Annotated in this window: 18 protein-coding genes; 12 read left to right on the top strand and 6 right to left on the bottom strand. The window is 47.3% G+C overall.

All coding sequences use genetic code 11. From position 1 onward, the window contains the following. Positions 1–29: 29 nt before the first annotated feature. The gene (locus tag R4537_RS15845; protein WP_071179715.1) at positions 30–2,084 is read right to left on the bottom strand and encodes a bifunctional diguanylate cyclase/phosphodiesterase; all 2,055 of its coding nucleotides are present in this window, start codon (positions 2,082–2,084) and stop codon (positions 30–32) included. 232 nt (positions 2,085–2,316) lie between these two features. Between R4537_RS15845 and ubiT the strand changes: the two genes are divergently transcribed. The 4 genes from ubiT (at position 2,317) to rimI (ending at position 4,295) form a co-directional block, all read left to right on the top strand. After that, positions 2,317–2,844, top strand: coding sequence for a ubiquinone anaerobic biosynthesis accessory factor UbiT (gene ubiT / locus R4537_RS15840; protein ID WP_071179716.1), 528 nt, complete (start codon positions 2,317–2,319; stop codon positions 2,842–2,844). Beyond that, positions 2,828–3,331, top strand: a complete 504-nt coding sequence (locus tag R4537_RS15835) for a GNAT family N-acetyltransferase (RefSeq protein WP_071179717.1) — start codon at positions 2,828–2,830, stop codon at positions 3,329–3,331. The genes ubiT and R4537_RS15835 overlap by 17 nt, the downstream gene beginning before the upstream one ends. Before the next feature lie 110 nt (positions 3,332–3,441). Next, the gene (locus R4537_RS15830; RefSeq protein WP_029627946.1) at positions 3,442–3,849 is read left to right on the top strand and encodes a DNA polymerase III subunit psi; all 408 of its coding nucleotides are present in this window, start codon (positions 3,442–3,444) and stop codon (positions 3,847–3,849) included. Beyond that, the gene (gene rimI, locus R4537_RS15825; RefSeq protein WP_071179718.1) at positions 3,846–4,295 is read left to right on the top strand and encodes a ribosomal protein S18-alanine N-acetyltransferase; all 450 of its coding nucleotides are present in this window, start codon (positions 3,846–3,848) and stop codon (positions 4,293–4,295) included. Before R4537_RS15830 ends, rimI begins: the two co-directional genes overlap by 4 nt. Here rimI and R4537_RS15820 read toward each other — a convergent pair. Then, positions 4,284–6,341, bottom strand: coding sequence for a putative bifunctional diguanylate cyclase/phosphodiesterase (locus R4537_RS15820; protein WP_071179719.1), 2,058 nt, complete (start codon positions 6,339–6,341; stop codon positions 4,284–4,286). The genes rimI and R4537_RS15820 overlap by 12 nt on opposite strands. Positions 6,342–6,549: 208 nt before the next feature. Between R4537_RS15820 and prfC the strand changes: the two genes are divergently transcribed. Continuing rightward, positions 6,550–8,139 carry a peptide chain release factor 3 gene (gene prfC, locus R4537_RS15815; protein ID WP_000108385.1) on the top strand — a complete coding sequence of 530 codons (1,590 nt, stop codon included), beginning with the start codon at positions 6,550–6,552 and terminating at the stop codon, positions 8,137–8,139. Positions 8,140–8,244: 105 nt separating this feature from the next. Here the strand turns inward: prfC and srmB are convergent, their stop codons facing one another. Together srmB and R4537_RS15805 are read right to left on the bottom strand one after the other, a co-directional pair. Further along, on the bottom strand, positions 8,245–9,516 hold the full coding sequence (gene srmB / locus R4537_RS15810; protein ID WP_032480042.1) for an ATP-dependent RNA helicase SrmB: 1,272 nt from the start codon (positions 9,514–9,516) through the stop codon (positions 8,245–8,247). 87 nt (positions 9,517–9,603) lie between these two features. Beyond that, positions 9,604–10,326 (bottom strand): tRNA1(Val) (adenine(37)-N6)-methyltransferase, encoded by a 723-nt coding sequence (locus tag R4537_RS15805; protein ID WP_071179720.1) that lies wholly within the window; start codon positions 10,324–10,326, stop codon positions 9,604–9,606. A 308-nt stretch (positions 10,327–10,634) separates the two neighbouring features. On the opposite strand from R4537_RS15805, the gene brnQ reads away from it, so the two are divergent. The 5 genes from brnQ to R4537_RS15780 all read left to right on the top strand — a co-directional run bounded on the left by brnQ (position 10,635) and on the right by R4537_RS15780 (position 17,219). Continuing rightward, positions 10,635–11,948 (top strand): branched-chain amino acid transport system II carrier protein, encoded by a 1,314-nt coding sequence (gene brnQ / locus R4537_RS15800; protein ID WP_071179721.1) that lies wholly within the window; start codon positions 10,635–10,637, stop codon positions 11,946–11,948. Positions 11,949–12,117: 169 nt separating this feature from the next. Continuing rightward, positions 12,118–13,216, top strand: a protein-coding gene (gene prfB, locus R4537_RS15795) for a peptide chain release factor 2 (RefSeq protein WP_108911955.1) whose coding sequence is annotated in 2 segments (ribosomal slippage) — positions 12,118–12,192 and positions 12,194–13,216 — 1,098 coding nt in all. Because the reading frame shifts where the segments join, the coding sequence is not laid out codon by codon here. A 30-nt stretch (positions 13,217–13,246) separates the two neighbouring features. Beyond that, complete coding sequence (lysS, locus tag R4537_RS15790; RefSeq protein ID WP_071179722.1) at positions 13,247–14,779, top strand: lysine--tRNA ligase; 1,533 nt, start codon at positions 13,247–13,249, stop codon at positions 14,777–14,779. A 273-nt stretch (positions 14,780–15,052) separates the two neighbouring features. Continuing rightward, positions 15,053–16,387 (top strand): cyclic-di-GMP-binding transcriptional regulator VpsR, encoded by a 1,335-nt coding sequence (gene vpsR / locus R4537_RS15785; protein WP_071179723.1) that lies wholly within the window; start codon positions 15,053–15,055, stop codon positions 16,385–16,387. Positions 16,388–16,967: 580 nt separating this feature from the next. Then, positions 16,968–17,219, top strand: coding sequence for a hypothetical protein (locus tag R4537_RS15780; protein WP_001249919.1), 252 nt, complete (start codon positions 16,968–16,970; stop codon positions 17,217–17,219). Positions 17,220–17,256: 37 nt separating this feature from the next. Here R4537_RS15780 and R4537_RS15775 read toward each other — a convergent pair whose 3' ends face one another. Further along, positions 17,257–18,291: an NADP(H)-dependent aldo-keto reductase gene (locus R4537_RS15775; RefSeq protein ID WP_071179724.1), complete on the bottom strand. Its 1,035-nt coding sequence runs from the start codon at positions 18,289–18,291 to the stop codon at positions 17,257–17,259. Between the two features lie 216 nt (positions 18,292–18,507). Further along, positions 18,508–19,173 (bottom strand): DNA mismatch repair endonuclease MutH, encoded by a 666-nt coding sequence (gene mutH, locus R4537_RS15770; protein WP_071179725.1) that lies wholly within the window; start codon positions 19,171–19,173, stop codon positions 18,508–18,510. Positions 19,174–19,803: 630 nt separating this feature from the next. Here mutH and rppH point away from each other — a divergent pair. Further along, the gene (gene rppH, locus R4537_RS15765) at positions 19,804–20,322 is read left to right on the top strand and encodes an RNA pyrophosphohydrolase (protein WP_001971555.1); all 519 of its coding nucleotides are present in this window, start codon (positions 19,804–19,806) and stop codon (positions 20,320–20,322) included. Positions 20,323–20,324: 2 nt separating this feature from the next. Further along, on the top strand, positions 20,325–22,571 hold the full coding sequence (ptsP, locus tag R4537_RS15760; RefSeq protein WP_029628503.1) for a phosphoenolpyruvate--protein phosphotransferase: 2,247 nt from the start codon (positions 20,325–20,327) through the stop codon (positions 22,569–22,571). Positions 22,572–22,575: the final 4 nt, after the last annotated feature.

Genomic DNA, 22,575 nt, shown 5'->3' with positions numbered 1-22,575 from the left:
TTTCCACCAATCAGAGTAAAATTAACCCCTTAGAGGGATTTGCGATGGCGGCGATTTTGCGCAAACAACTCTTCCACTTCGTGCTTAGGTTGTGGGCGATAAAAATGGAAGCCTTGGATGGAGTGGCAATTTAGGTTGGAGAGTAAAGTGGCTTGTTGCTGAGTTTCTACCCCTTCTGCAACCACGGTCAGGTTCAGTGAGCGCCCCAAATTAATGATGTTTTCAATCACCGTGAGCTGTTTGGGTAGGGTATCGATATTACTGATAAACGCGCGGTCGATTTTGAGTTCATCGATCGGGAAGCGGGCTAAGTAAGCCAGCGACGAGTAACCTGTACCGAAGTCATCAATCGACAAGGTGAAGCCGAGTTTCTTGATGGCATTGAGCATTTGCTGGGTGTGTTCACTATCACTCATCACCGCACTTTCGGTCAGCTCAAATGTGATGTTATTGGGATCTAGCCCGGTTGTTCGCAGTAGTTTTTCTAAATAATCAATCAGTTGAGGATTGCCAAACTGCTCGGGGGAGATGTTGATCGCCACACGTCCTGGCAAAATGCCTTGCAGCTTCCAGCGTTTGACGGTCGCGAAGACTTCACGCATAACCACGCGACCTAAATGTTCGATTAAGCCGGCTTTTTCTGCAACGGGAATGAAGGCGCCTGGGCTGATATAGCCTTCAACGGGGTGTTTCCAGCGTACCAAAGCTTCTGCGCCATTGATGCTAAAATCGCGTGCGTTGACTTTCGGTTGGTACCACACTTCTAGGCCGTTTTGTTGTAGCGCTTTTTGCAGTTCAATTTCCAACCAAAGACGCATCCGCGCTTCTTTGTTCATCTGATCATTGAACTTGATCAGGCGATTGCGGCCGCGTTCTTTGGCCTCATACATCGCGGTATCGGCATTTTGCAATAAGACGCGAGCATCATTGCCGTCACCGGGATAACGCACGCTGCCAATCGAACAAGCTAAACGCTTACTGAAATGGTGTAGGTCAAAAGGTTGATTAATCAAAGAGATAATGCGGTCGGACAGCATTTCTGCAGAGCGGTTGTGTTCTGGCTCCGGCAAGATCAAACCAAACTCATCACCGCCTAAATGGCCAAGCACGGCTTGCTGTGGTAGTAAGCGTTTTAAACGCGCCGCCACCTCTTTAATCACTTTGTCACCGATGTGATGGCCGAGAGAGTCATTGATGTTTTTGAAGTTATCAATGTCCAGATAGAGCATAACCAAAGGCGTCTCATTTTGGATGCACTGCTCTAAGCGCTTGGTAAACCCGTGTCGGTTGTACAGCCCAGTGAGGCTATCGATATGCGCATCGACTTGGGTGGTCGCAGAAAACTGTTTTGGAGCTTCATCGGCATCTTGCAATAAGATCAACTGTGACCGATTACCGAGTAAAGAGGTGCAACCTGCGTGTAACTGGATTTTCCGTTCAAACCCACACCTTGGCCCGGTCAAGCACACCAAGGGTTTTTCTGTCAGCAGCGAAGCCAACTGCGATGAAAAAACGGTTTTGGTTTTTTCATCAATAAACAGTCTAGAGAGATTTTCTCCGAGCAGTTTTTGTGCATCGTCAAAACCAAGTAAACGTGCGGCGGAAGGGTTGGCAGAAATAATGCAGTCATTTTCCACCATCATTAAACCATCAGGCAGCAGTGTCGTGAGGAGTGCGTATTTGCTTTCAGATTCTTCCAGAGAGCGCACTAAAATCTGTTTTTCTGAGGTATCAATTGCGTGGAATACAAGGTATTGCACCCGATCATTGATCACGATGGGGGAGAGAGAAAAGTGTAAGCTGGTTTCGAGGTCGATTTCGCTGAGGGTCAGCTCGGACTCAATATGCTCATTGTTAAACGCACGTTCATAGAAAGGTTTAAGGTAGCGATAAAAATGTTCACCCAGAACCTGACTATCGCTCATCCCAACCATCTCTTCGCTAGAGAGACCGGCGATATCACAATAGCGCTTGTTGACCATCACGTATTGGTGTTGATCATTGAGGATTGCAAAAAAGAACGGACTGTGTGACGTAATTTTTGCAAACCAATGCTTGAGCTGAGATGAGGTTTGAGCAGGCATTTAAAATACTACCAACTGTCCGTACGCGACGACGTTTATAATATCCCCTTTAACAGCGTATGTCGTTGGGGTATAGCGTTACCAATTCGGTAACGTGATTAACTATAACTGTGATTTCCACAGTAGAAAAGGATCTTGGCCTGAAGTTATTTTTTGATACATAACAGGAATCCAAGTGCTGACATCCAGTATCATGGGCGCAGATTGACTAACAAGGTAACGGATAACGCTCGTGTTAAACAAGATTCGCACTCAACTGGTTCAGAACGCTGCTTCAATTTTGCGATCTCCAATCCACTTATTGCCCCAAAACGTTCAAAAAAAAGCCTTGCTTGATGCAATGGGTTTAGTATTCCGCGAAGCCTTACAGGACGGAGACTTCGAATTCCTCGAAGATAAATGGCTGAAAGTCGAAGTAAAAGACATGGAATTGTGCTGGTTTATCAGTTACCAAAACGACAAATTAGTCGTCGCAGATAAACCCGTTGCTGAAGATGTGAGTTTTAGCGGAAATCTGAATGATTTGATCTTAATTGCCGGACGTAAGGAAGATCCAGATACGCTGTTCTTCCAGCGTCGACTCTCCATTGAAGGAGATACCGAACTTGGTTTGGAAGTAAAAAACCTGATGGATAGCGTGGATCTACAACAATTGCCGAAAGCGTTACAGATTTTACTTCACCAACTGGCCGATTTTGTGCATAAAGGGATGCAAACGCCGAATTCATCCCACGAGGTTATTAATGCTTATTCGAACTGAAGCGCCTGCTGATATTTTGGTGGTCGATCAACTGTTGAAAAACGTCTTTGCTACTGAGGCTGAGGCGGATTTAGTGATGGCGCTGCGTGAAAATGGCCAGCGCACTTTGTCACTGGTGGCTTGCGATGATGAAGGTGAGATTGTTGGGCATGTGATGTTTAGTCCTGTTACGTTAGAAGGCGAGGATCTCAACTGGCAAGGTCTTGCACCTCTCGCAGTAAAAGAAGAATACCGTTGCCAAGGTATTGGCGCAGAGTTAGTCAAAGAAGGGTTAAGCTCGCTTGGGGAGCTTGGTTATCCTGCTTGTGTGGTGCTTGGTGATCCGGCCTACTACTCACGTTTTGGCTTTGAAGATGCCGCGCGTTATTCGTTGCGTTGTGCTTGGGATGTACCGCAAGGAGCATTTCAAGTGGTGGCATTATGGGAACGTGAGTTAGATGGTCGATGTGGAGAGATTGAATATAGCCCGGAGTTTGCGGCTTTATAAATCCAATCCATACTGAAAAGGAGCCTTTCTGCTCCTTTTTCTCTCTAGTCCTTGAGTCGTCCATCACCAGTTTGTTAGCATTGCCGCTCAGATAGGCTGCGAGTAACACCATGCTTTCTTCTTCACACTATTTGTCCGCGATGGACATTCAACAATGGGAATTGATCCATCCAGAGCGTTTGGCCGGATTTCAGCCGCGCACACAAACGCTGGATCACGATTGCCGACTCTTGTTGGTGGCCAATCAGCCGCCACAAGGCGCGGAAATTCTGTTGCTGGAGAGAATTCTCAAAAGCTTTCAGCTTGAGCTGTCGATGGTTCGCTACATCGCACCGATTCAGCTCAGTCAACTTGCCTATACTGGACTCGAGTGGATCTGGTTTGCGGGCTGCGATCCTTTATCTCATCAGGCTCAAAAACAGCTGCATTCACCGCGGTTGAGTGACATTGATGGTAATACTCAATACCGCCGCGCGTTGTGGCAGCAAATTTGCGCTCATCAAGGAACCGCATCATGACGACTGTTTTTACTGCAATGCAACCGGCCCATCTGGATTCCATCTGGCGCATTGAATGTGCGGCGCATTCACATCCTTGGGCGGAGTCCTTAGTGCGTGATTTAACTAGTCGTGGAGCATGCCATCAAGTCATGTTGGTGGATCAACAGGTCGTGGGGTATTTCTATGCCCAGAATATTGTTGGCGAAGTGACCTTATTGAATATTGCGATTGATCCGGCGCAGCAAGGCAAAGGTTATGGTCAGCAGCTTTTGCAGCACTTTATTGCGTTGTGTGAACAGCAAAAAGCAGAAAGCGCATGGCTAGAAGTGCGCGAAAGTAATCAGCGAGCTTTTGCGCTGTATCAGCGAGCGGGGTTTAATGAAATCGATCGCCGTGTTAACTATTACCCAGTCGCAAAGGGTAAGAGTGAAGATGCGATCATCATGAGCTACCTATTTTTGTAAACTGTTTGTCGCAACGGGTAAGGTTTGAATTTTGCGATAACTGTTGCTGACAAAACGCTGCGCAATCTCTTCGGCTCGCAGCGGTTTATCAAACAGGTAGCCTTGGAATTGGTTACACCCCAGTTTTTTGAGTGCGGCCAACTCAGAGGTGTCTTCCACCCCTTCGGCAATCACTTCTAAATTCAGTTTTCTGGCAATCGCTAAGATGGTGTCGACGATCGCTTGATCGTTATCGTCTAGGTGCAGTTGATTGACAAACGAGCGGTCAATTTTCAGCACATCGACCGCAAGATGCTTGAGGTAACGCAGCGAAGAGTAGCCTGTTCCAAAGTCATCAATCGAAATACTGATTTGGCTCTCTTTCAGTTTGGCCATTTTTTCTATGGCGCTCTCAACATTTTCCAGCAGTAAGCTTTCAGTTATCTCTAATTCTATCGGCTCCCCCGTGATCCCTGCTTGGCGTAAAGCGTGGTTCACTTGCTCAATAAAAGACTCCTGAGCAAACTGTAATGGGCTGATATTGATCGCCAAACGGCGAAAATGGGGCGGTAAAATGCCTTGTTTTTTCCACTGAGCATATTGATAACACGCTTGCTCAATGATCCAGTTACCTATCGGTAAAATTTGTCCTGTTTCTTCTGCGATCGGCATAAACACACCGGGAGGCAACAGCCCTCGTTTAGGATGGTTCCAGCGGATCAGCGCTTCGACCCCAATAATGTTGTGCTGCTCGTCGACCTGAGGTTGGTAGAAAAGCTCGAGTTGGCGCTGATTGAGCGCTTCATGCAAGCCTTTTTCAATTTCAAGGAAAGACTCCACCTGCGCCTGCATTTCCGGCTCATAGAACATGAACTTGTTACGCCCACTGGCTTTGGCGCGATACAGTGCAGTATCCGCTTGGCGTAATACATCAATATTACTGCTCCCTACGGAAGGGAAAACCGAAATCCCGATACTCACGGTACAGTAGAATTGGTGATCGTCCACCGCATAAGGGTTGGAGATCAGAGTGAGTAGCTGCTTAGCCACTTCCTCAGCTTTCGCAGGTGAGAGATAAGGGATCAGCACTGCGAACTCATCGCCACCAATTCGTGCTGACAGGTAGCCGTTTTTAGTCCATGCCTCCATGCGCAGCGCCACGGCTTTAATTAATTGGTCACCGATGGTATGACCGAGTGAGTCATTAATGGTTTTAAAGCGATCCAGATCGAGATAAAACAGTACGCCAGTACTGTGTGAGTTTTGCGCAGTTTCAATGGCGTCACTCAATTTTTGCAGCAACAAACTGCGATTGGCGAGTCCAGTAAGGCTGTCATAATAAGCCAGCTGGTTGAGTTTCGATTCTGCTAGCTCTTTGCCTTTCCACATCGATTGAAACGTCGATGCGAGCTCACTGAGTTCATCGTCATGAGTAAGACGAAGAGGAAGTGGTGAGCGCTGTGTGTCATTGAGTGAGTTAACCCAAGTGATCAGCATAGTGATTGGGCGAGAGAGCTTTTGGTAGAAAAACAGCAGTAAAATGGTCGTCAATAGCGTATTACGTAATAGGTCGAAGAGCAAAACGCGAGTGGTTTTGGCGATGAACACTTTGGCTATTGATGAGCCATCGATATAGAAGCTCAGTTTACCGACCACCACGTTGGAGTTAGGTTGATGCAGCTCAGCACTAAACACGGAAACCGCAGGGGTAAGATAGCTGGCGAGTACACTGACTAGTTGACTCTGTTCACTGATTGCTTTTTCTTTACGGGTCATCACATCGCCAAAGTCATCCACAATCTCCACTTTGAAGATGCCAGGGTCTAGCATCAAAGTGGTGGCGACTTGCTCGGCGAGTAGATTATTAAGATGGTAAGCCGCCTGACTGGCGTTTTCATAGCTTTGCACCAATTTAAAGTTATAGTGCTCCTGCACCTTGTTCTGCTCTTGGTGCAGATCGGACAAGGTGTGATAAAAACTAAAACAGAGTCCCAACAGTACAGAGACTAAAAACACGCTTTTGGCTTGCTTAAAGGCCAAAGAATGAATCTTGCGAAATTTGGTCATAGGCCCGACTTCATTTTTTCTACTCTCTACAGTTATAGTTCAAATTTATTGATAAATTAATTAAAAATGCCATGAGGAAATATGAATTCACTCATTGAATAGAGTGAAGTTGCTCCCTGCGCCAAGATAGGGGAGAATACCGCGCAAATTTGAACCGAAACGCTCGCTAGCTTATGTTGGGCTGATTGAGCACAAAGAGAACTTGTTGATGTCAACTACACCCTATTTCGGCGAAGTATCAAAGCGCCGTACTTTCGCGATCATCTCGCACCCTGATGCGGGTAAAACCACGATTACTGAAAAAGTCTTGCTTTTCGGACGTGCGATCCAAGTAGCCGGCACGGTAAAAGGCCGTGGCTCAAACCAGCATGCAAAATCCGACTGGATGGAAATGGAAAAAGAGCGTGGTATTTCGGTGACCACCTCTGTTATGCAGTTCCCGTACGGCGATTGTCTGGTGAACCTTTTGGATACTCCGGGACACGAAGACTTCTCGGAAGATACTTATCGCACTCTGACTGCGGTTGACTCTTGTTTGATGGTAATTGATGCGGCAAAAGGGGTTGAAGATCGTACCCGTAAGTTGATGGAAGTTACCCGTCTGCGTGATACGCCGATCGTTACCTTCATGAACAAACTTGACCGTGAAATCCGTGACCCGATGGAGTTGATGGATGAAGTGGAAAATGAGCTGAAAATTGCTTGTTCGCCGATCACATGGCCAATCGGTTGTGGTAAAGAGTTTAAAGGTGTTTACCACATTCATCGTGATGAAACCATTTTGTACACCTCAGGCCAAGGCCACACCATCCAAGAAGAACGCATTGTCAAAGGCTTGGATAACCCTGAGCTGGATCAAGCCGTCGGTGCTGACTTGGCCGCGCAGCTGCGTGAAGAGTTAGAATTGGTACTCGGCGCGTCACATGAGTTTGATCGTGAGTTGTTCCTGCAAGGCGAACTGACACCGGTATTCTTTGGTACAGCACTGGGTAACTTTGGGGTTGACCATATGCTGGACGGCCTGACCCAATGGGCGCCATCACCTATGCCTCGTCAGGCGGCTGAGCGTGTAGTTGAGGCGAGCGAAGAGAAATTCACCGGCTTCGTGTTTAAAATTCAAGCCAACATGGATCCTAAACACCGCGACCGGATTGCTTTCGTGCGGATTGTATCGGGCACCTACAAGCAAGGCATGAAGATGAACCATGTGCGCCTTGGTAAGCAGGTTAATATTTCCGATGCGGTAACCTTTATGGCGGGCGACCGTGCACGCGCAGAAGAGGCATTTGCTGGCGATATTATCGGCCTGCATAACCACGGCACGATCCAGATTGGTGATACTTTTACCCAAGGTGAAACGCTGAAATTTACCGGTATTCCGAACTTCGCACCTGAACTGTTCCGCCGTATTCGTCTGCGTGACCCACTCAAGCAAAAGCAACTACTGAAAGGCTTAGTACAGCTTTCGGAAGAGGGCGCGGTGCAGGTTTTCCGTCCACTGCAAAACAACGACCTCATCGTGGGTGCGGTGGGGGTACTGCAGTTTGATGTGGTGGTCTCGCGTCTGAAATCGGAATACAACGTTGAAGCCATCTACGAAGGCGTTAACGTTGCGACCGCACGTTGGGTTGAGTGTGATGATGTGAAGAAGTTTGAAGAGTTCAAACGCAAAAACCAGAGCAACCTTGCGCTGGATGGGGGCGATAATCTTGCGTATATTGCGCCGACCATGGTCAATTTGAACTTGGCGCAGGAGCGTTCACCTGAGGTGAAATTCCGCGCCACTCGTGAACACTAAGGATTAGATAAGCGCGCCCCTCTAGTTGGTGCGTGTTTTATCGAAAACCATAAAAAAGCCGATGATAATTCATCGGCTTTTTCGTAACAGGTTTGCCTATCTTATTTAGGCTTTTGGCGCAGCTTTCTTCTTAGTCGATTTTGCTTTGGGCTTGCTGGTGCTTTTCTTTTTTACCACGTCTTTATCTGCGGTTTTCTTGCTGTCTTTTTTCTTTTTCTTAAACACAGGTTTTTTGTGCTTAGGGCGTAAACCATCAATAAAGCGCTCTTTGACTTCTTCTTTGATGTAACGTTCAACACGCGCCATCATCGGCTGGTCGTGCGCTTCAACCAGTGAAATAGCAATACCTTTTTTCCCTGCACGTCCGGTGCGACCAATACGGTGTAGGTAAACGTCAGCACTGCGTGGCAAGTCAAAGTTGATCACATGGCTGATGTCTGGCACATCAATACCACGCGCCGCCACATCGGTAGCCAGCAGAATATTGACATCGCCTTCACGGAAACGGCTGATCGCATTGTTACGACGATCTTGCGGCATTTCACCTTGAATCCAAGCACAAGGGATCTGGGCTTTTTCCAGTTCTGAGCGTAGGTCAGCGAGACGCTCACGAGTTTTCAAAAACACAATTGAACGTTCAGCTTGCTCGGTCAGGATCTTTTTCAGCAGTTCGACTTTATGCGGCATATCATCGGCACGGTGGTACCACTGTGAAATTTTCTTACGTTCACGGCGTGGAGGTTCAGCATCGATATGGGCGGGATCTTTTAACAGATCGGCAGTAAAGCCTTCGACACCGCGGCCTTCTAACGTCGCAGAGAAGAGCAATGTCTGTTTACGCCAGCGACACTCGGTCGAGAGGCGGTCAACGGTTGGGCCAAAGCCCATATCCAACATGCGGTCCGCTTCATCGAGGATCAGCCATTCAATCGCACGACAATCAAAGCGCTCGGCGTCAATGTATTCAAGCAGACGTCCTGGTGTGGCGACTACGATATCTTGAGTCGTGGCCAGAATATCTGCGTGCTCTTGGTACTGAACCCCACCGGTAATGGTGAAAATGTTCAGACGAGTATTTTTGGCCAGCGCTTGTGCTTGTTCAGCCACTTGCATCGCCAGTTCACGAGTCGGAGTGAGGATCAAAATCCGCGCAGGACCCGCTTTACGGCGTGGGAAATCGAGCAAATATTGCAGCGCTGGGATCACGAAAGCCGCCGTTTTACCCGTGCCTGTTGGGGCAGAGGCTAAGACATCGCGACCATCCAGTGCTTGCGGGATTGCTTCAGCCTGAACTTGGGTTGGGCGGCTAAAGCCCATTTCTTCGATCGCTTCAAGCAAAATTGGATCGAGTTCGAGGTCGGCAAAGGTTTTAATCACAAATAATTACTCCACAAGCGTTGAAAGGCTCTGTCTTAAAACAGGGCGCACATTATAGATGGATCACGCTTTAGATCACATCTTTAATTACGACATCTTCAGATAAAAATCGCGAGTTAACTGGCAAAACGCCTCACTGTAACCCTGCTGCTCACGGATCACCAGTCTTGTCTCTACTGGTAAACAAGGGGATAGGTGCAGCTCAAATAATAGACGGTGCACAGGTTTGTCCAAGGTTGGTTGAACCTGACAATAGCGACCCACAAAGAGTCCAGCTTGTTTGGCTAGGGAGATGAAATCTTCACCTTCCGTTTTAGGCAGAATAAAGCTCGCTACGCCATCGGGTTCGAGAAGCTTAGGTAAGCGCTCAATCAAGGCTTGGTGCTGCAAGCTGATGGTGTGGCGTGCCGTCGCTCTGACTTGGTGTTGAGCGGTTTCTCCGCTGTTGAAATAAGGAGGATTACAAATGATCGCGGTAAAGCGTTTGCTGGGCTGCCAGTGCAGAATATCGGCATGTTGGCATTCGATGCGTTCAGCCCAAGGGCTCTGCTGGCGATTGTGCTCTGCCGCTTGATACGCACTCTGCTCAATATCCAAAGCGGTGATGTGGGCATGAGGGAAGCGCTGCGCGCACATTAAGCTCAAAAGCCCTGTACCACATCCAATATCCAAAATCGTCGTTGGAGAGAGGGTAAATGCCCAGCTACCGAGTAAAACGCCATCGGTACTGATTGGCATACCGCATGCGCCTTCTTCTATAGAGAATTGTTTAAAGCGAAAGCTTTTATTGATTAATTTATTGGTTTTCATCGAGATTCTAGGTCAAACCAGAGTTAAGCGAAAAGCTCTCTTCTGAAGATGGTTAATAACATTTTATTCTGTTGATTGGTGAAAAAGTGAGCGCATAAAGCAGGTCGTAATTCTGCATTTTTACAATCAGCTAGCATATGACACTGCATAATTGTTGTGATTATAAATTATTGTTGCGTTTTTTGCTTTGCGGTTGCGAAATACAAGCGCATTCGTCATTATTCGGCCATAAGCCGCTTGGTATCACATTTTTCTAAGCAGCGAAATGCATACACAACATTCATTACTTTAATAAATAAGGGTTATCTGTGAAGCAGACGTTAAAACTAGCAGATATTTTAGCTTTGGGCTTTATGCTGTTCGCCTTCTTCTTAGGCGCAGGCAATATCATTTTTCCACCTCTCGCTGGCCAGTTGGCGGGTGAGAACATTACTCCTGCCATGTTCGGCTTTTTGCTGACCGCTGTGGGTTTGCCGCTGATCACTATCATCGCGATTGCCGTTGCGGGTGGTAGCTGGGAGCATCTCACCAAAGATCTGCCTGTAAAAGCCTCTGTGCTGATGGCAGCACTGATCCTGATCGTCATTGGTCCTGCGTTTGCAGCTCCTCGTACGGGTCTGGTGGCTTACGAAATGGCAGTAAAACCATTTTTTGCAGAGAGCACTCAATCTTATCTAACGCTTTTCTCTGTGCTGTTTTTTGCAGTTGCGATGTTCTTCTCATGGTCTCAAGGCAAACTGGTGGATTTAATTGGTAAACTGCTGACACCTGCGCTCTTTATCGGTCTGATTATCCTTGCGCTGGGCGTGTTTATGAACCCACAAGGCGAGATGATTGCTGCGCAAGGTGAGTACCTAAGCCAACCGCTTACCAAAGGCTTCTTGGAAGGTTATAACACCATGGATACTTTCGCATCGTTGATGTTTGGTATCTTGATTGTCGATGCACTGCGTAGCAAAGGGATTACCGATCGTGCGGCGACTACCCGTTATCTGATCACTTCAGCGGTGATTGCGGCAATTGGTTTGGCGTTGGTTTACGGCTCGCTCTTCTATCTTGGTGCAACTAGCTCAACTGTAGCGGCGGGGGCCAACAACGGCGGCGCGATTTTAAGCCAATACGTACAAGCTCTCTTTGGTAGCTATGGTCAGTTGGTACTTTCAGTGATCGTTATGCTGGCATGTTTGACCACAGCGGTTGGCTTAATTTCAGCGTGTTCTGATTTTTTCAGCAAGCACACCTCTCTGTCATACAAAAAATGGGTAATCATTAATGGTGTAGCGTGTGGCGTTGTGGCGAACGTTGGTTTAGCACAGCTCATCACACTCTCGATTCCCGTACTGTTTGCTCTGTACCCTGTGGCGATTGCTCTGGTCGCATTGACTTTCGTGCGTCACAAACTGCCAAACCCACGTGTAGCATACCGTGCTGTGCTGTCCGTTTCTCTGTTGGTGGCGTTACTGGATGCCGCGAAAGTGGCGAGCTTTGATGTTTCAGCGTTCAGCTTCCTACCTTTCTTTGAGTACGGTATGGGCTGGTTGCTACCGACTTGCGCTTCGATGATCTGCATGTTCTTTATTCCTTCAGCATCATCACCAGTTCTAGAAGAAGAGCTAGCATAACGCTCTTCAATACCGGATTAAGCGGGAGCCTTGGCTTCCGCTTTTTTATAGGGATCTTTTGCGGTTTATTCTGTTTGCTAAGGTGGGATAGCGTATTTTTTCCTGTATCTTCATCACATTTTTCAGTAGAATTCCGCGGTTAATTTCTATTCATAACCCGTAAGCCAACATGTTTGAAATCAATCCTATTAAAAACCGCCTGCAGGATGTGTCTGAACGCACAAATATCCTGAGGGGGTATCTTTGACTATGACGCCAAGAAAGAGCGTCTTGAAGAAGTCAATGCCGAATTAGAACAACCTGATGTCTGGACCCAACCTGAGCGTGCGCAAGCCCTCGGTAAAGAGCGTTCAGCGCTTGAAGCGGTTGTGGATACCATAGATCAACTGGATCGTGGTGTCGACGATGTCGAAGGTCTGCTAGAACTGGCCATCGAAGCGGAAGATCAAGAAACGTTTGATGAAATTGGTCCTGAGTTAGATGAATTAGAAGTCAAATTGGAGCAACTTGAGTTCCGTCGCATGTTCTCTGGCGATCACGATTCTTCCGATTGCTACCTTGACCTACAAGCCGGCTCTGGCGGTACAGAAGCGCAAGATTGGACTTCGATGCTGCTGCGTATGTATTTGCGTTGGGCAGATGCTAAAGGCTTTAAAACCGAAGTGATTGAAGTGTCGGAAGGCGATGTAGCAGGATTGAAATCTGCGACAGTGCGTATCATTGGTGATTACGCTTATGGTTGGCTACGTACCGAAACCGGTGTACACCGTTTAGTGCGTAAATCACCGTTCGATTCAGGTGGCCGCCGTCATACGTCGTTTGCTTCGGCGTTTATCTACCCTGAAGTAGATGAAAACATAGATATCGAAATTAACCCTGCCGATCTGCGTATAGACGTGTATCGTGCTTCTGGTGCCGGTGGTCAGCACGTTAACACCACCGAATCGGCGGTACGTATCACTCACGTACCGACCAATACGGTCGTGCAGTGTCAAAACGATCGCTCACAGCACAAAAATAAAGACCAAGCGATGAAGCAACTTCGCGCCAAACTGTTTGAATTGGAGCTGCAAAAGCAGAACGCCGAGAAACAGGCTAACGAAGATGCTAAATCCGACATTGGTTGGGGTAGCCAAATCCGTTCTTACGTGTTGGATGATTCACGAATCAAAGATTTACGTACAGGTATTGAAAACCGCAACACGCAAGCGGTACTCGATGGTGACTTAGACAAATTTATCGAAGCTAGCCTGAAATCAGGCCTGTAAGCTTTTTACCGACAAACAAGGTACATGCAAATGACTGATGCTGTTCAAAACGAGATTAATCAAGAGCAAATCGCGCAAGAAGAAAACAAACTGATTGCAGAGCGTCGCAGCAAGTTGGATCACATCCGCAAGAACTGTAAAGCAAACGGGCACCCAAACTCGTTCCGTCGCGACAGCCTAGCGGGTGATCTGCAGAAGAAGTTCGGTGAAAAGAGTAAGGAAGAACTGGAAGCGCTCAATCACGTGGTGTCTATCGCTGGTCGTGTGATGGCAAAACGTGGTCCATTCTTGGTGATTCAAGAAACCTCTGGCCGCATTCAGGCTTATGCATCGAAAGAAGTACAACAAGAGCTGAAAGACCAATACCAAGGTTTGGATATCGGTGACATTATCGGTGTACAAGGTGCCCTGCACAAATCCGGTAAAGGCGATTTGTACGTCAACATGGAGCAATTCCAACTGCTGACCAAAGCACTGCGCCCGCTGCCAGAGAAATTCCACGGTCTGACTGACCAAGAAATGCGTTACCGCCAGCGTTACGTTGACCTGATCGTCAACGAAAACTCTCGCAACGCTTTCATTGTACGTTCTAAGGTGATGTCAGCCATTCGTAACTTCATGATCTCAAAACAGTTCATGGAAGTGGAAACGCCGATGATGCACGTGATCCCTGGTGGTGCGAGTGCGCGCCCATTCATCACGCACCACAACGCGCTCGACATGCCGATGTACCTACGTATCGCGCCTGAGCTGTACCTGAAGCGTCTGGTTGTCGGTGGTTTTGATCGTGTATTCGAAATCAACCGTAACTTCCGTAACGAAGGCCTTTCTCCACGTCACAACCCAGAATTCACTATGATGGAATTCTATATGGCGTACGCGGACTACAAAGATCTTATGGATCTAACGGAAGAGCTACTCAGCTCTGTAGCGTTAGAAGTTCTCGGTTCAACCTCCATGCCTTACGGTGAGCATACCGTTGAATTTGGTGGTAAATACGCGCGTATGAGCATGTTTGATGCGATCAAGCTCTACAACCCAAATCACGCGCAGATCCAAGCTCTGACCGAAGAAGACATCCAAAACCGTGACCTCATGGTTTCTATCGCGAAATCCGTTCACGTTGATGTGGAGCCTTTCTGGACCTGTGGTCAGCTTCTCGAAGAGATCTTTGGTGAAACGGCTGAGCCGAAACTGATGCAGCCAACTTTCATCACTGGCTACCCAGCAGATATCTCTCCACTGGCACGTCGTAGCGATGACAACCCGTTCTTCACTGACCGCTTTGAGTTCTTCATCGGTGGCCGTGAAGTGGCAAATGGCTTCTCAGAGCTGAACGATGCTGAAGACCAAGATGCGCGTTTCAAAGCCCAAGTGGAAGCGAAAGAGTCTGGTGATGATGAAGCCATGTTCTATGATGCCGACTACATTACCGCTTTAGAGCACGGCTTACCGCCAACTGCGGGTCAAGGTATTGGTATTGATCGTCTGGTTATGCTCCTGACCAATACACACACTATCCGTGATGTGATTTTGTTCCCAGCGATGCGTCCTCAGCAATAATCACTGTAGATTGATTAAAAAGCCGCTCTATTGAGCGGCTTTTTTTATTTCCTCAAGAAATAATCGTGCCAAGTCGGTGCAATGTAAGTCATTCTTTTTACTGAATTATGACTTTCTCCCATAAGTTGATTAGAAAAATGGGCATTTGTTGGCTAGTCTTATCTGTGAGACAGATTCTAGTGCAAAGTCTCGCTAATGTAACGTCCGTAACCATGTAGTGGGTGCGAATAGAATAATCCGCATCGTAACAATAAAAATAAGGAATATAGGTTCATGAGCACTCAATTCCGTATGGATTCAGTACCTGGCTCTCTTGTTGTGGTGGGAGGTACCTATGAACCCTGGCTGGCTGTGTTGGAAAAAGTGGGTTGGCGCTGTACTCAAGTAGCAGATTTGCGCAAAGCCGATGCGTTATTTGTCGAGACTGGGCCATGTATTGGTATTGTGGATTTAAGTCATGATGAATTTAGCCTTAACGGGATTGCGAATTTGGTGAGTAGCCATAAGCAAGTCCGTTGGCTGGCGTTCATTCGTGAGGCGCAGCTCAGTTCAGATACCATTTGCCAATTTATCGTTAACTTCTGTATCGACTTTTTTACTGCGCCGATCCCTGATGCTCAGTTGTTGAGCACCATTGGTCACCAACTTGGCATGCTGAAGTTGGAAAAGAAAGTGTGGCCACATTTTGGCTCGGCCGGCAACATGGGCTTGATTGGGGAATCTATGCCTATGAAGCGTTTGCGCGATCAGATCAAACGCATTGGCCCGACCGATGTCAGTATTTTGATCTATGGCGAAAGTGGGACTGGGAAAGAAACGGTGGCTAAGGCGATTCACAAAACATCGTCGCGCGTACAAAAACCTTTCATTTCAGTTAATTGCCGAGCTATGTCAGAAAAGCGCCTTGAAAGCGAGCTGTTTGGTCTTGGCGAAACGGAGGAAGGCCAACAACCCTTTTTGCTGCAAGCGGATGGTGGCACACTGCTGCTAAACGATATTTTGACCTTGCCTAAAAGCCAACAGTTGAACCTACTGCGTTTCTTACAAGAAGGGACTGTGGAGACGCGCCAAGGGGTTCGTGCAGTCGATGTGCGTATTTTGGCCGCCAATTCGTCAGACATCGAAAAAGCGCTGATCGATGGTGATTTTAACGAAGAGTTGTACCACTACATTAACGTATTGCGGATTAATGTGCCTAGTTTGAAAGAGCGCGCATCGGATATCGTGCTACTGGCTAAACACTTTTTGCAAGAATACTCCAAAGAGTACAACGCCCAGGCGCGTAGCTTCTCTGATGATGCCGTACGTGGGTTAACTCGCTACCATTGGCCGGGTAATGTGCGTGAGCTGATGAACCAGATCAAGCGTGTGGTATTAATGTCAGATACTGTGGTGCTGGATGAATCTCAGCTCGATCTTCCCAAGCGCAGTGATGGCCGTCGCAGCCTGAAAAGCATTCGGGAACGCTCCGAGCGTGATGCATTGCTGCTGGTGTTGGAGTCGCATTCTGGGCAAGTTTCAACGGCAGCCAAAGAGCTGGGAGTATCGCGTGCAACCATGTATCGCTTACTGAATAAACACAACTTGATCACCGATGAAAACTTCTAAGTTTTGCTGATTTACCTTGTACTCATGTTCAGCCACTTGGTTAAGTGGCTGAATTTTTTGCAGTACAGACTGATTTTGGGACGTCTTTCTACAGCGAATTTCAGTGCTATGGCTTATTTCTAGTATCAATCTTTGGATGCATATAGCGCCTTGTGTTTATTCCTTGGCTGAATATGTTATTCATAAACGCGATAAAAACTCTGACTTAGCTAAAAACGCTGTTTTTTCGAGCATGTGTAATAAGATGTTGAATATTGTTACCTGAGTTGTTTAGAATTTAACCGTAAGTTTCACTTACTTAATATCACCTTTCTTTTGGATTAATTGACTTTGCTTGGAGGCGCATCATGGCACATTTCGTATCTGCATCTTTGCTTTGCGCTTCTGACCTTGATTCAACCCATCAAACCGCACTCCGAGATTTTCCCGTGTGCGCAATGGGCAATGATTTGAGCAAAGATCACTGAATTAATCCGTAACCTCTTATTAGGCTGCGGAAAATGGCAGCTGAGTAGGAGTGTCTTCTGACTTTTCCCTTTCGATCGTCATTTTCCCCAGCAAAACCACTGGAGAAAATATCATGCGTCAATCTATTTACTTACAATTAGCTGTGTTACTGGTTCGTGCTGAGCTGCGCCGTGAGGAGCGAGTGTGGAAGCGTAAAGTACGCAGAAGTAGTTATCATCTACCTTGGAATAATCCGCATTTGTTGCGTGATATTGGCTTGGAAACCGATGGTCGTCCAATCGGCTTGAGTTTACCGGATGCTGTTGTCGCGGAACGCCGTGTGAGACATATTCGCCGAGTGTTAGCTGCGCGAATACCGACGTAATGCTAAGGGGCTGGTCTGTGCACCTGCCCCCACATCACTAAGGACAGGGATTGGAATAAGTGGTTCCAATCTCCTGAATTTTTTGCAGAAGTTCTGCATTTAATGAAATATCCAAACTATCCAAATTCGATTTTAACTGCTCCATCGTTGTGGCTCCGATAATATTCGAGGCCACAAATGGACGCTGATTAACAAACGCCAGTGCCATTTGCGCAGGATCGAGCCCAAATTGCTGGGCTAATGCGACATAGGCTTCTGTTGCAAGGATGCCTTGTTCTGTAAAGTAGCGTGAGAAGCGCTGATGCAGTGCGCAACGCGCACCTGCAGGACGAGCGCCATTGAGGTATTTACCACTTAAAGCACCAAAGGCGAGTGGCGAGTAAGCGAGTAGCTTGACGCCCTCCAGATGACTTATTTCGGCAAGTCCCACCTCAAAACTGCGGTTGAGCAGATTATAAGGGTTCTGGATCGAGACAATTCTTGGCAGTTCATGTTTTTCTGCAAGACGCAGGTAGCTCATCACTCCCCATGGCGTTTCATTAGAGACTCCGATATAACGCACTTTACCCATGCGCACCAAATCATTGAGCGCTTCCAGTGTTTCAATCAGCGTTACTTCTTCTTGTTTGTCTGGATAAGGGTAGTTGAGTTGGCCGAAAGTATTGGTTTGGCGCTGCGGCCAGTGAAGTTGGTACAGGTCGATATAATCCGTTTGCAGGCGACGTAGGCTGTCATCGACCGCTTGATGAATATTGCGATGATCGAGCGCCATTTTGTCGCGAATGTAAGGTACATTACGTGGCCCTGCGACTTTGGTGGCGAGTACGATTTTCTCTCGCTTACCGGATTTAGTCAGCCAATTGCCAATAAACTCTTCGGTTTTACCTTGTGTTTGTGCCGTTGGCGGAACCGGATACATCTCCGCCGTATCGATAAAATTCACTCCACGCTCGAGAGCATAATCGAGCTGTTGAAAGGCATCAGCTTGCGAATTCTGTTCACCAAAAGTCATGGTGCCTAAACAGATCTTGCTGATTTCGAGGCTGGAATGAGGCAGCTTGGTATATTGCATAACACTTCCTTGTCTTAGAGCCAAAGAACGAATGATATTCCCTTGTATTGGAAGTTGAAGCCGAGTAATGGCGGCGACTTCGTTACATTCGGAATAAGAAAAATCACAGAGGTTTGCGCTGTCGCCACAAATAGAACCCAGTCACGAGGGAGACAGTTTTTTCACTATAAGCGAGTCACGACACTGCGAAAACAAAAAAGATCGTCGTGAAGATAACTAGGCGTAATAGAGCTGCAGAATTTGCGCAGTAAATTGGGTGCGCAGATAAAAACCACGTGGCAGAGTTTTGATTGGGCGTCCGTTAGCCCCATAGGCTTCAGTGAGCGCTCGACCATTAGCGGCTTTAGGGCGCAGTTGCAGCACTTCACCGTGTTTAGCGGTAATTTGTGCCACTTTACCCAGCACAATCAATTCCATTAACTCTTCCCAGTCCGCTTTGAGCTGCGCTTCTTCTTCGGGAGAAGGACTCCACAACAAAGGAGAGCCCACACAGCGCTCAGCGAGCGGGATCTCGCGCTCACCTTGTACAGGGATCCAGAGCACCTTAGAGAGCTTATTGCGCACATGACTTTGCTCCCATGTTAAGCCATGAACTCCGGTGAGAGGGGCGACGCAAACGAAAGTAGTCTCCAACGGTTTTCCGGTGTAACTGATGGGTATGCTCTTTAATTCAATCCCGAGATGTTCAAAATCTTGTTGTGGACGACTGCCGGCTGTCGCCCCTAAGTGCCATTCCAGTAATTGGCCTACCCAGCCTTTGTCTTTACGCAGATCTGGCGGTACGGTCATGCCTGCTTCATCGGCGAGTTCAGCAAAACTCAGCCCTGCAATTTGTTGGGCTCGCGTGAGTAATTCTTGTTGAGTCGTCGGTGCTGGTTTCATAAAGGCTTTCGGTTTGGATAATCACAGTGGGGATTGTACTGATTTTGTTTGCGCTTGCCATGGATGAACGATTTTTGATGTTTGAAATGAGATTAAAAGGTCTATTGATGAGGTTATCCACAGCTTTATTTTGTTGGCTTGAGAGTCGGCTAAGGTATGGATCAATAAACAGTACCCAGAGAGGGCCTACTGAGATTAGATTGATGCTTCTCTCGACGATTGAGCACCCGCAAAGGTGTAAGGATGACGAATTGATGGATCTTTAACCTTCTGGTGAGGATCTTCATGTGGTCTGGTAGGTTAAGTTTCTGATTATGGAGTGATTTGACTTAACCTTTTGTTTTTCAGTTGTTTTTTGTTGTTTTTCTTTCTGGTTGTTAGATTGGTCATTGTTGATAAATGCCTTTTTTTACACAGCCCCCAAGTTTCTTCACACGGTTATTCACAGAAAACGTGAATAAATGCGCGGTATGTCTCATAAAATTGTTGATAACTTAGATCTGGCACAGAACTTATCCTTTTTTATCCCATTTACTAATAAATATCGGGCTAATCACAATAGTAAGTTTGCTCCGCTTGGGGATATGTGGAAAAATCAACGCAATTAAAGAATTTACTAGAGGTTTGCCAGTGATCGATGGCGATGGTTACCGGCTAAATGTCGGGATTGTGATTTGTAACAACCATGGTCAGGTTTTCTGGGCGAAACGATACGGGCAACATTCATGGCAGTTCCCTCAGGGGGGAATCGATGATGGAGAATCTCCAGAGCAAGCCATGTTCCGTGAGCTATACGAAGAGGTTGGGTTAACCAAAAAAGACGTCAAAGTGATTGCAACCAGTCGTCATTGGCTGCGTTATAAGTTACCAAAGCGTTTGGTGCGTTGGGATTCTCAACCTGTCTGTATCGGACAAAAACAGAAATGGTTCTTGCTGCGTTTGGAATGTGATGAGTCGAAAATCAACATGCAACGCGGCAGTTCCCCTGAGTTTGATGGTTGGCGCTGGGTAAGCTACTGGTATCCGGTTAGGCAAGTGGTGTCGTTTAAGCGTGATGTTTATCGCCGCGCAATGAAAGAGTTCGCCTCATTAGCGATGCCATTTAGAGAACGGAAAGTGAAGGGCAAACGCAACATTCACAGAGGTTAAGCATGCTTTCTCAGCTAAGGGACATAGTAGAACAAGTTTCAAAAGTCGAAGACGTCTATCAGGCGTTGGATATTTTTGTAAAGCAGACCTGTGAGGCGATGAGCACAGAGTGTTGTACTGTCTATTTAGCGAATGAAGAGATGCACCGTCTGGAATTGATGGCCACACAAGGTCTAAAGTTCAAGGGCGATAAGATCCATATTGATTTTGATGAAGGCTTGGTCGGGTTGGTTAAACGTTCTGCCGAACCGATTAACTTAGCCGAAGCCTCAAAACATCCGAGCTTTAAATATTTTAAGCAGTTGGGTGAAGAGGTTTATCACTCCTTCCTCGGTACACCGATCATCTATCGCAAACAGGTGCTTGGTGTGCTGGTGGTGCAGCAAAAATCTCCCCGTTTATTTAGCGAGATGGAAGTCTCCTTTTTGGTTACTCTTGCAGCGCAGCTTGCGGTGCTGGTGGCGCATGCTCAAACGCAAGGTCACTGGCGTTTATCCAAAAAGCAGCAGGCCATTACGGGTGTTGCCGCCTCTTCTGGGGTCGCGATTGGTGAGTTTTGGTGGGATGATACCCAGCCAGATCTGTCCGAAGTGCTACCCGCCTCAGCTCTGGATCCTGATTTTGAGCAAGAGCGTATTGCCTTGGCGGTAGAGAGTGCGTTGGCCGATTTTCGCCGGATGCGTAAAAAGCTCGATGGGGATATCAACAAAGAAGCGTTAGCCATTTTTGATCTGTTCACTCACTTATTGAACGATCCTATGCTGCGGAAAGATCTCAAGGCGCAGATCCAAAAAGGGGATCGTGCCGATTGGGCGCTGCGCCAAGTGGTCGAAAGTTACTCGAACCGTTTTGCGCGCATGTCGGATGTTTATCTGCGAGAGCGAGCGCAAGACATTCGTGAGTTAGGGCAACGTTTACTGTTTTTCTTGCTCAATACCGAAACCAATCAGCCCAAAATCGATAAGCCGGTTATCTTGGTGGTGCGAGAGCTGACCGCGAGCGTGTTAGCCGCACTGCCCAAAGATAAGCTGCTGGCTGTGGTATCACTGGAAGGCGCGGCCAACTCCCATGCGGCTATTTTGTCGCGCGCATTAGGCATTCCTGCGGTGATGGGGGTGTCGATTAACCTGCGCGATCTGAATGGCAAAAAAGGCATTGTTGATGGCTACAGCGGTAAGTTATTCATTTCGCCTTCGAAAACCATTTTGAATGAGTATCGCGCCTTAGCGAATGAAGAGCGTGAGTTGTCGCGCATGGTCAATGATGCGATTCGCGAGCCCGCATGTACTCTTGATGGCGCACGAATCGAATTGTTACTGAATGCCGGTTTGAGTGCCGATACCAGTATTGCCGTCAATCAAGGGGTGGATGGTGTTGGGTTGTATCGCACAGAAATCTCGTTCTTATTGCAGCACCGGTTTCCCTCAGAAGAGGAGCAGACTCAGCAATATCGGCATGTGCTGAACACTTACCCTCATCAACGTGTTGTTATGCGCACGCTCGACATCGGTGGTGATAAACCTTTACCTTACTTGCCGATTGAAGAAGACAACCCATTTCTCGGTTGGCGTGGCATCCGTTTTACCTTAGATCATCCTGACATTTTTATTATCCAACTGCGCGCCATGCTCAGAGCGAGTGCGGAGTCGGGAAATTTATCCATCTTGCTGCCGATGATTTCCGGTGCCAAAGAGCTGGATGATGCGCTGAAGTTTATCTATCAAGCCTATCAAGAAGTTTCGCAACAAGATCCACGCGTGGTGATGCCGCAAATCGGGATCATGCTCGAAGTACCTTCGATGCTGTATCTGCTGCCACTGATTGCCGATAAAATTGATTTCGTCTCTGTCGGTACAAACGATTTGACCCAATATCTGCTTGCCGTGGATCGTAACAACGCGCGAGTGGCTGATGTGTATGAATCTATGCATCCTGCGGTGGTGATGGCGCTGAAGCAGATCCAACAGATTTGTACTACCCATCAAATACCCGTGTGTGTCTGTGGTGAGTTAGCGGGAGATCCGATTGGTGCTTTGCTGTTGATAGGGTTAGGCTACACCACTTTAAGTATGAACACGTCTAACGTTGCTAAAGTGAAATATCTGGTGCGACACTCTGAACTGGCGGAATTAACCGAGCTCGCTGAGCAGGCATTAAGCCAACCTTATGGACGAGAAATCTACAACATGATGCTCGCCTATATCGAAAAACACGGTTTTGCAGGTTTTGTCCGTGCAGGCAAAAAATAGGAAC

The organism is Vibrio paracholerae (assembly GCF_037672085.1).
GTDB lineage: Bacteria > Pseudomonadota > Gammaproteobacteria > Enterobacterales > Vibrionaceae > Vibrio > Vibrio cholerae.
Note: the sequence above shows the minus strand (reverse complement) of the source record. Positions and strands in the feature narration are given on the sequence as shown.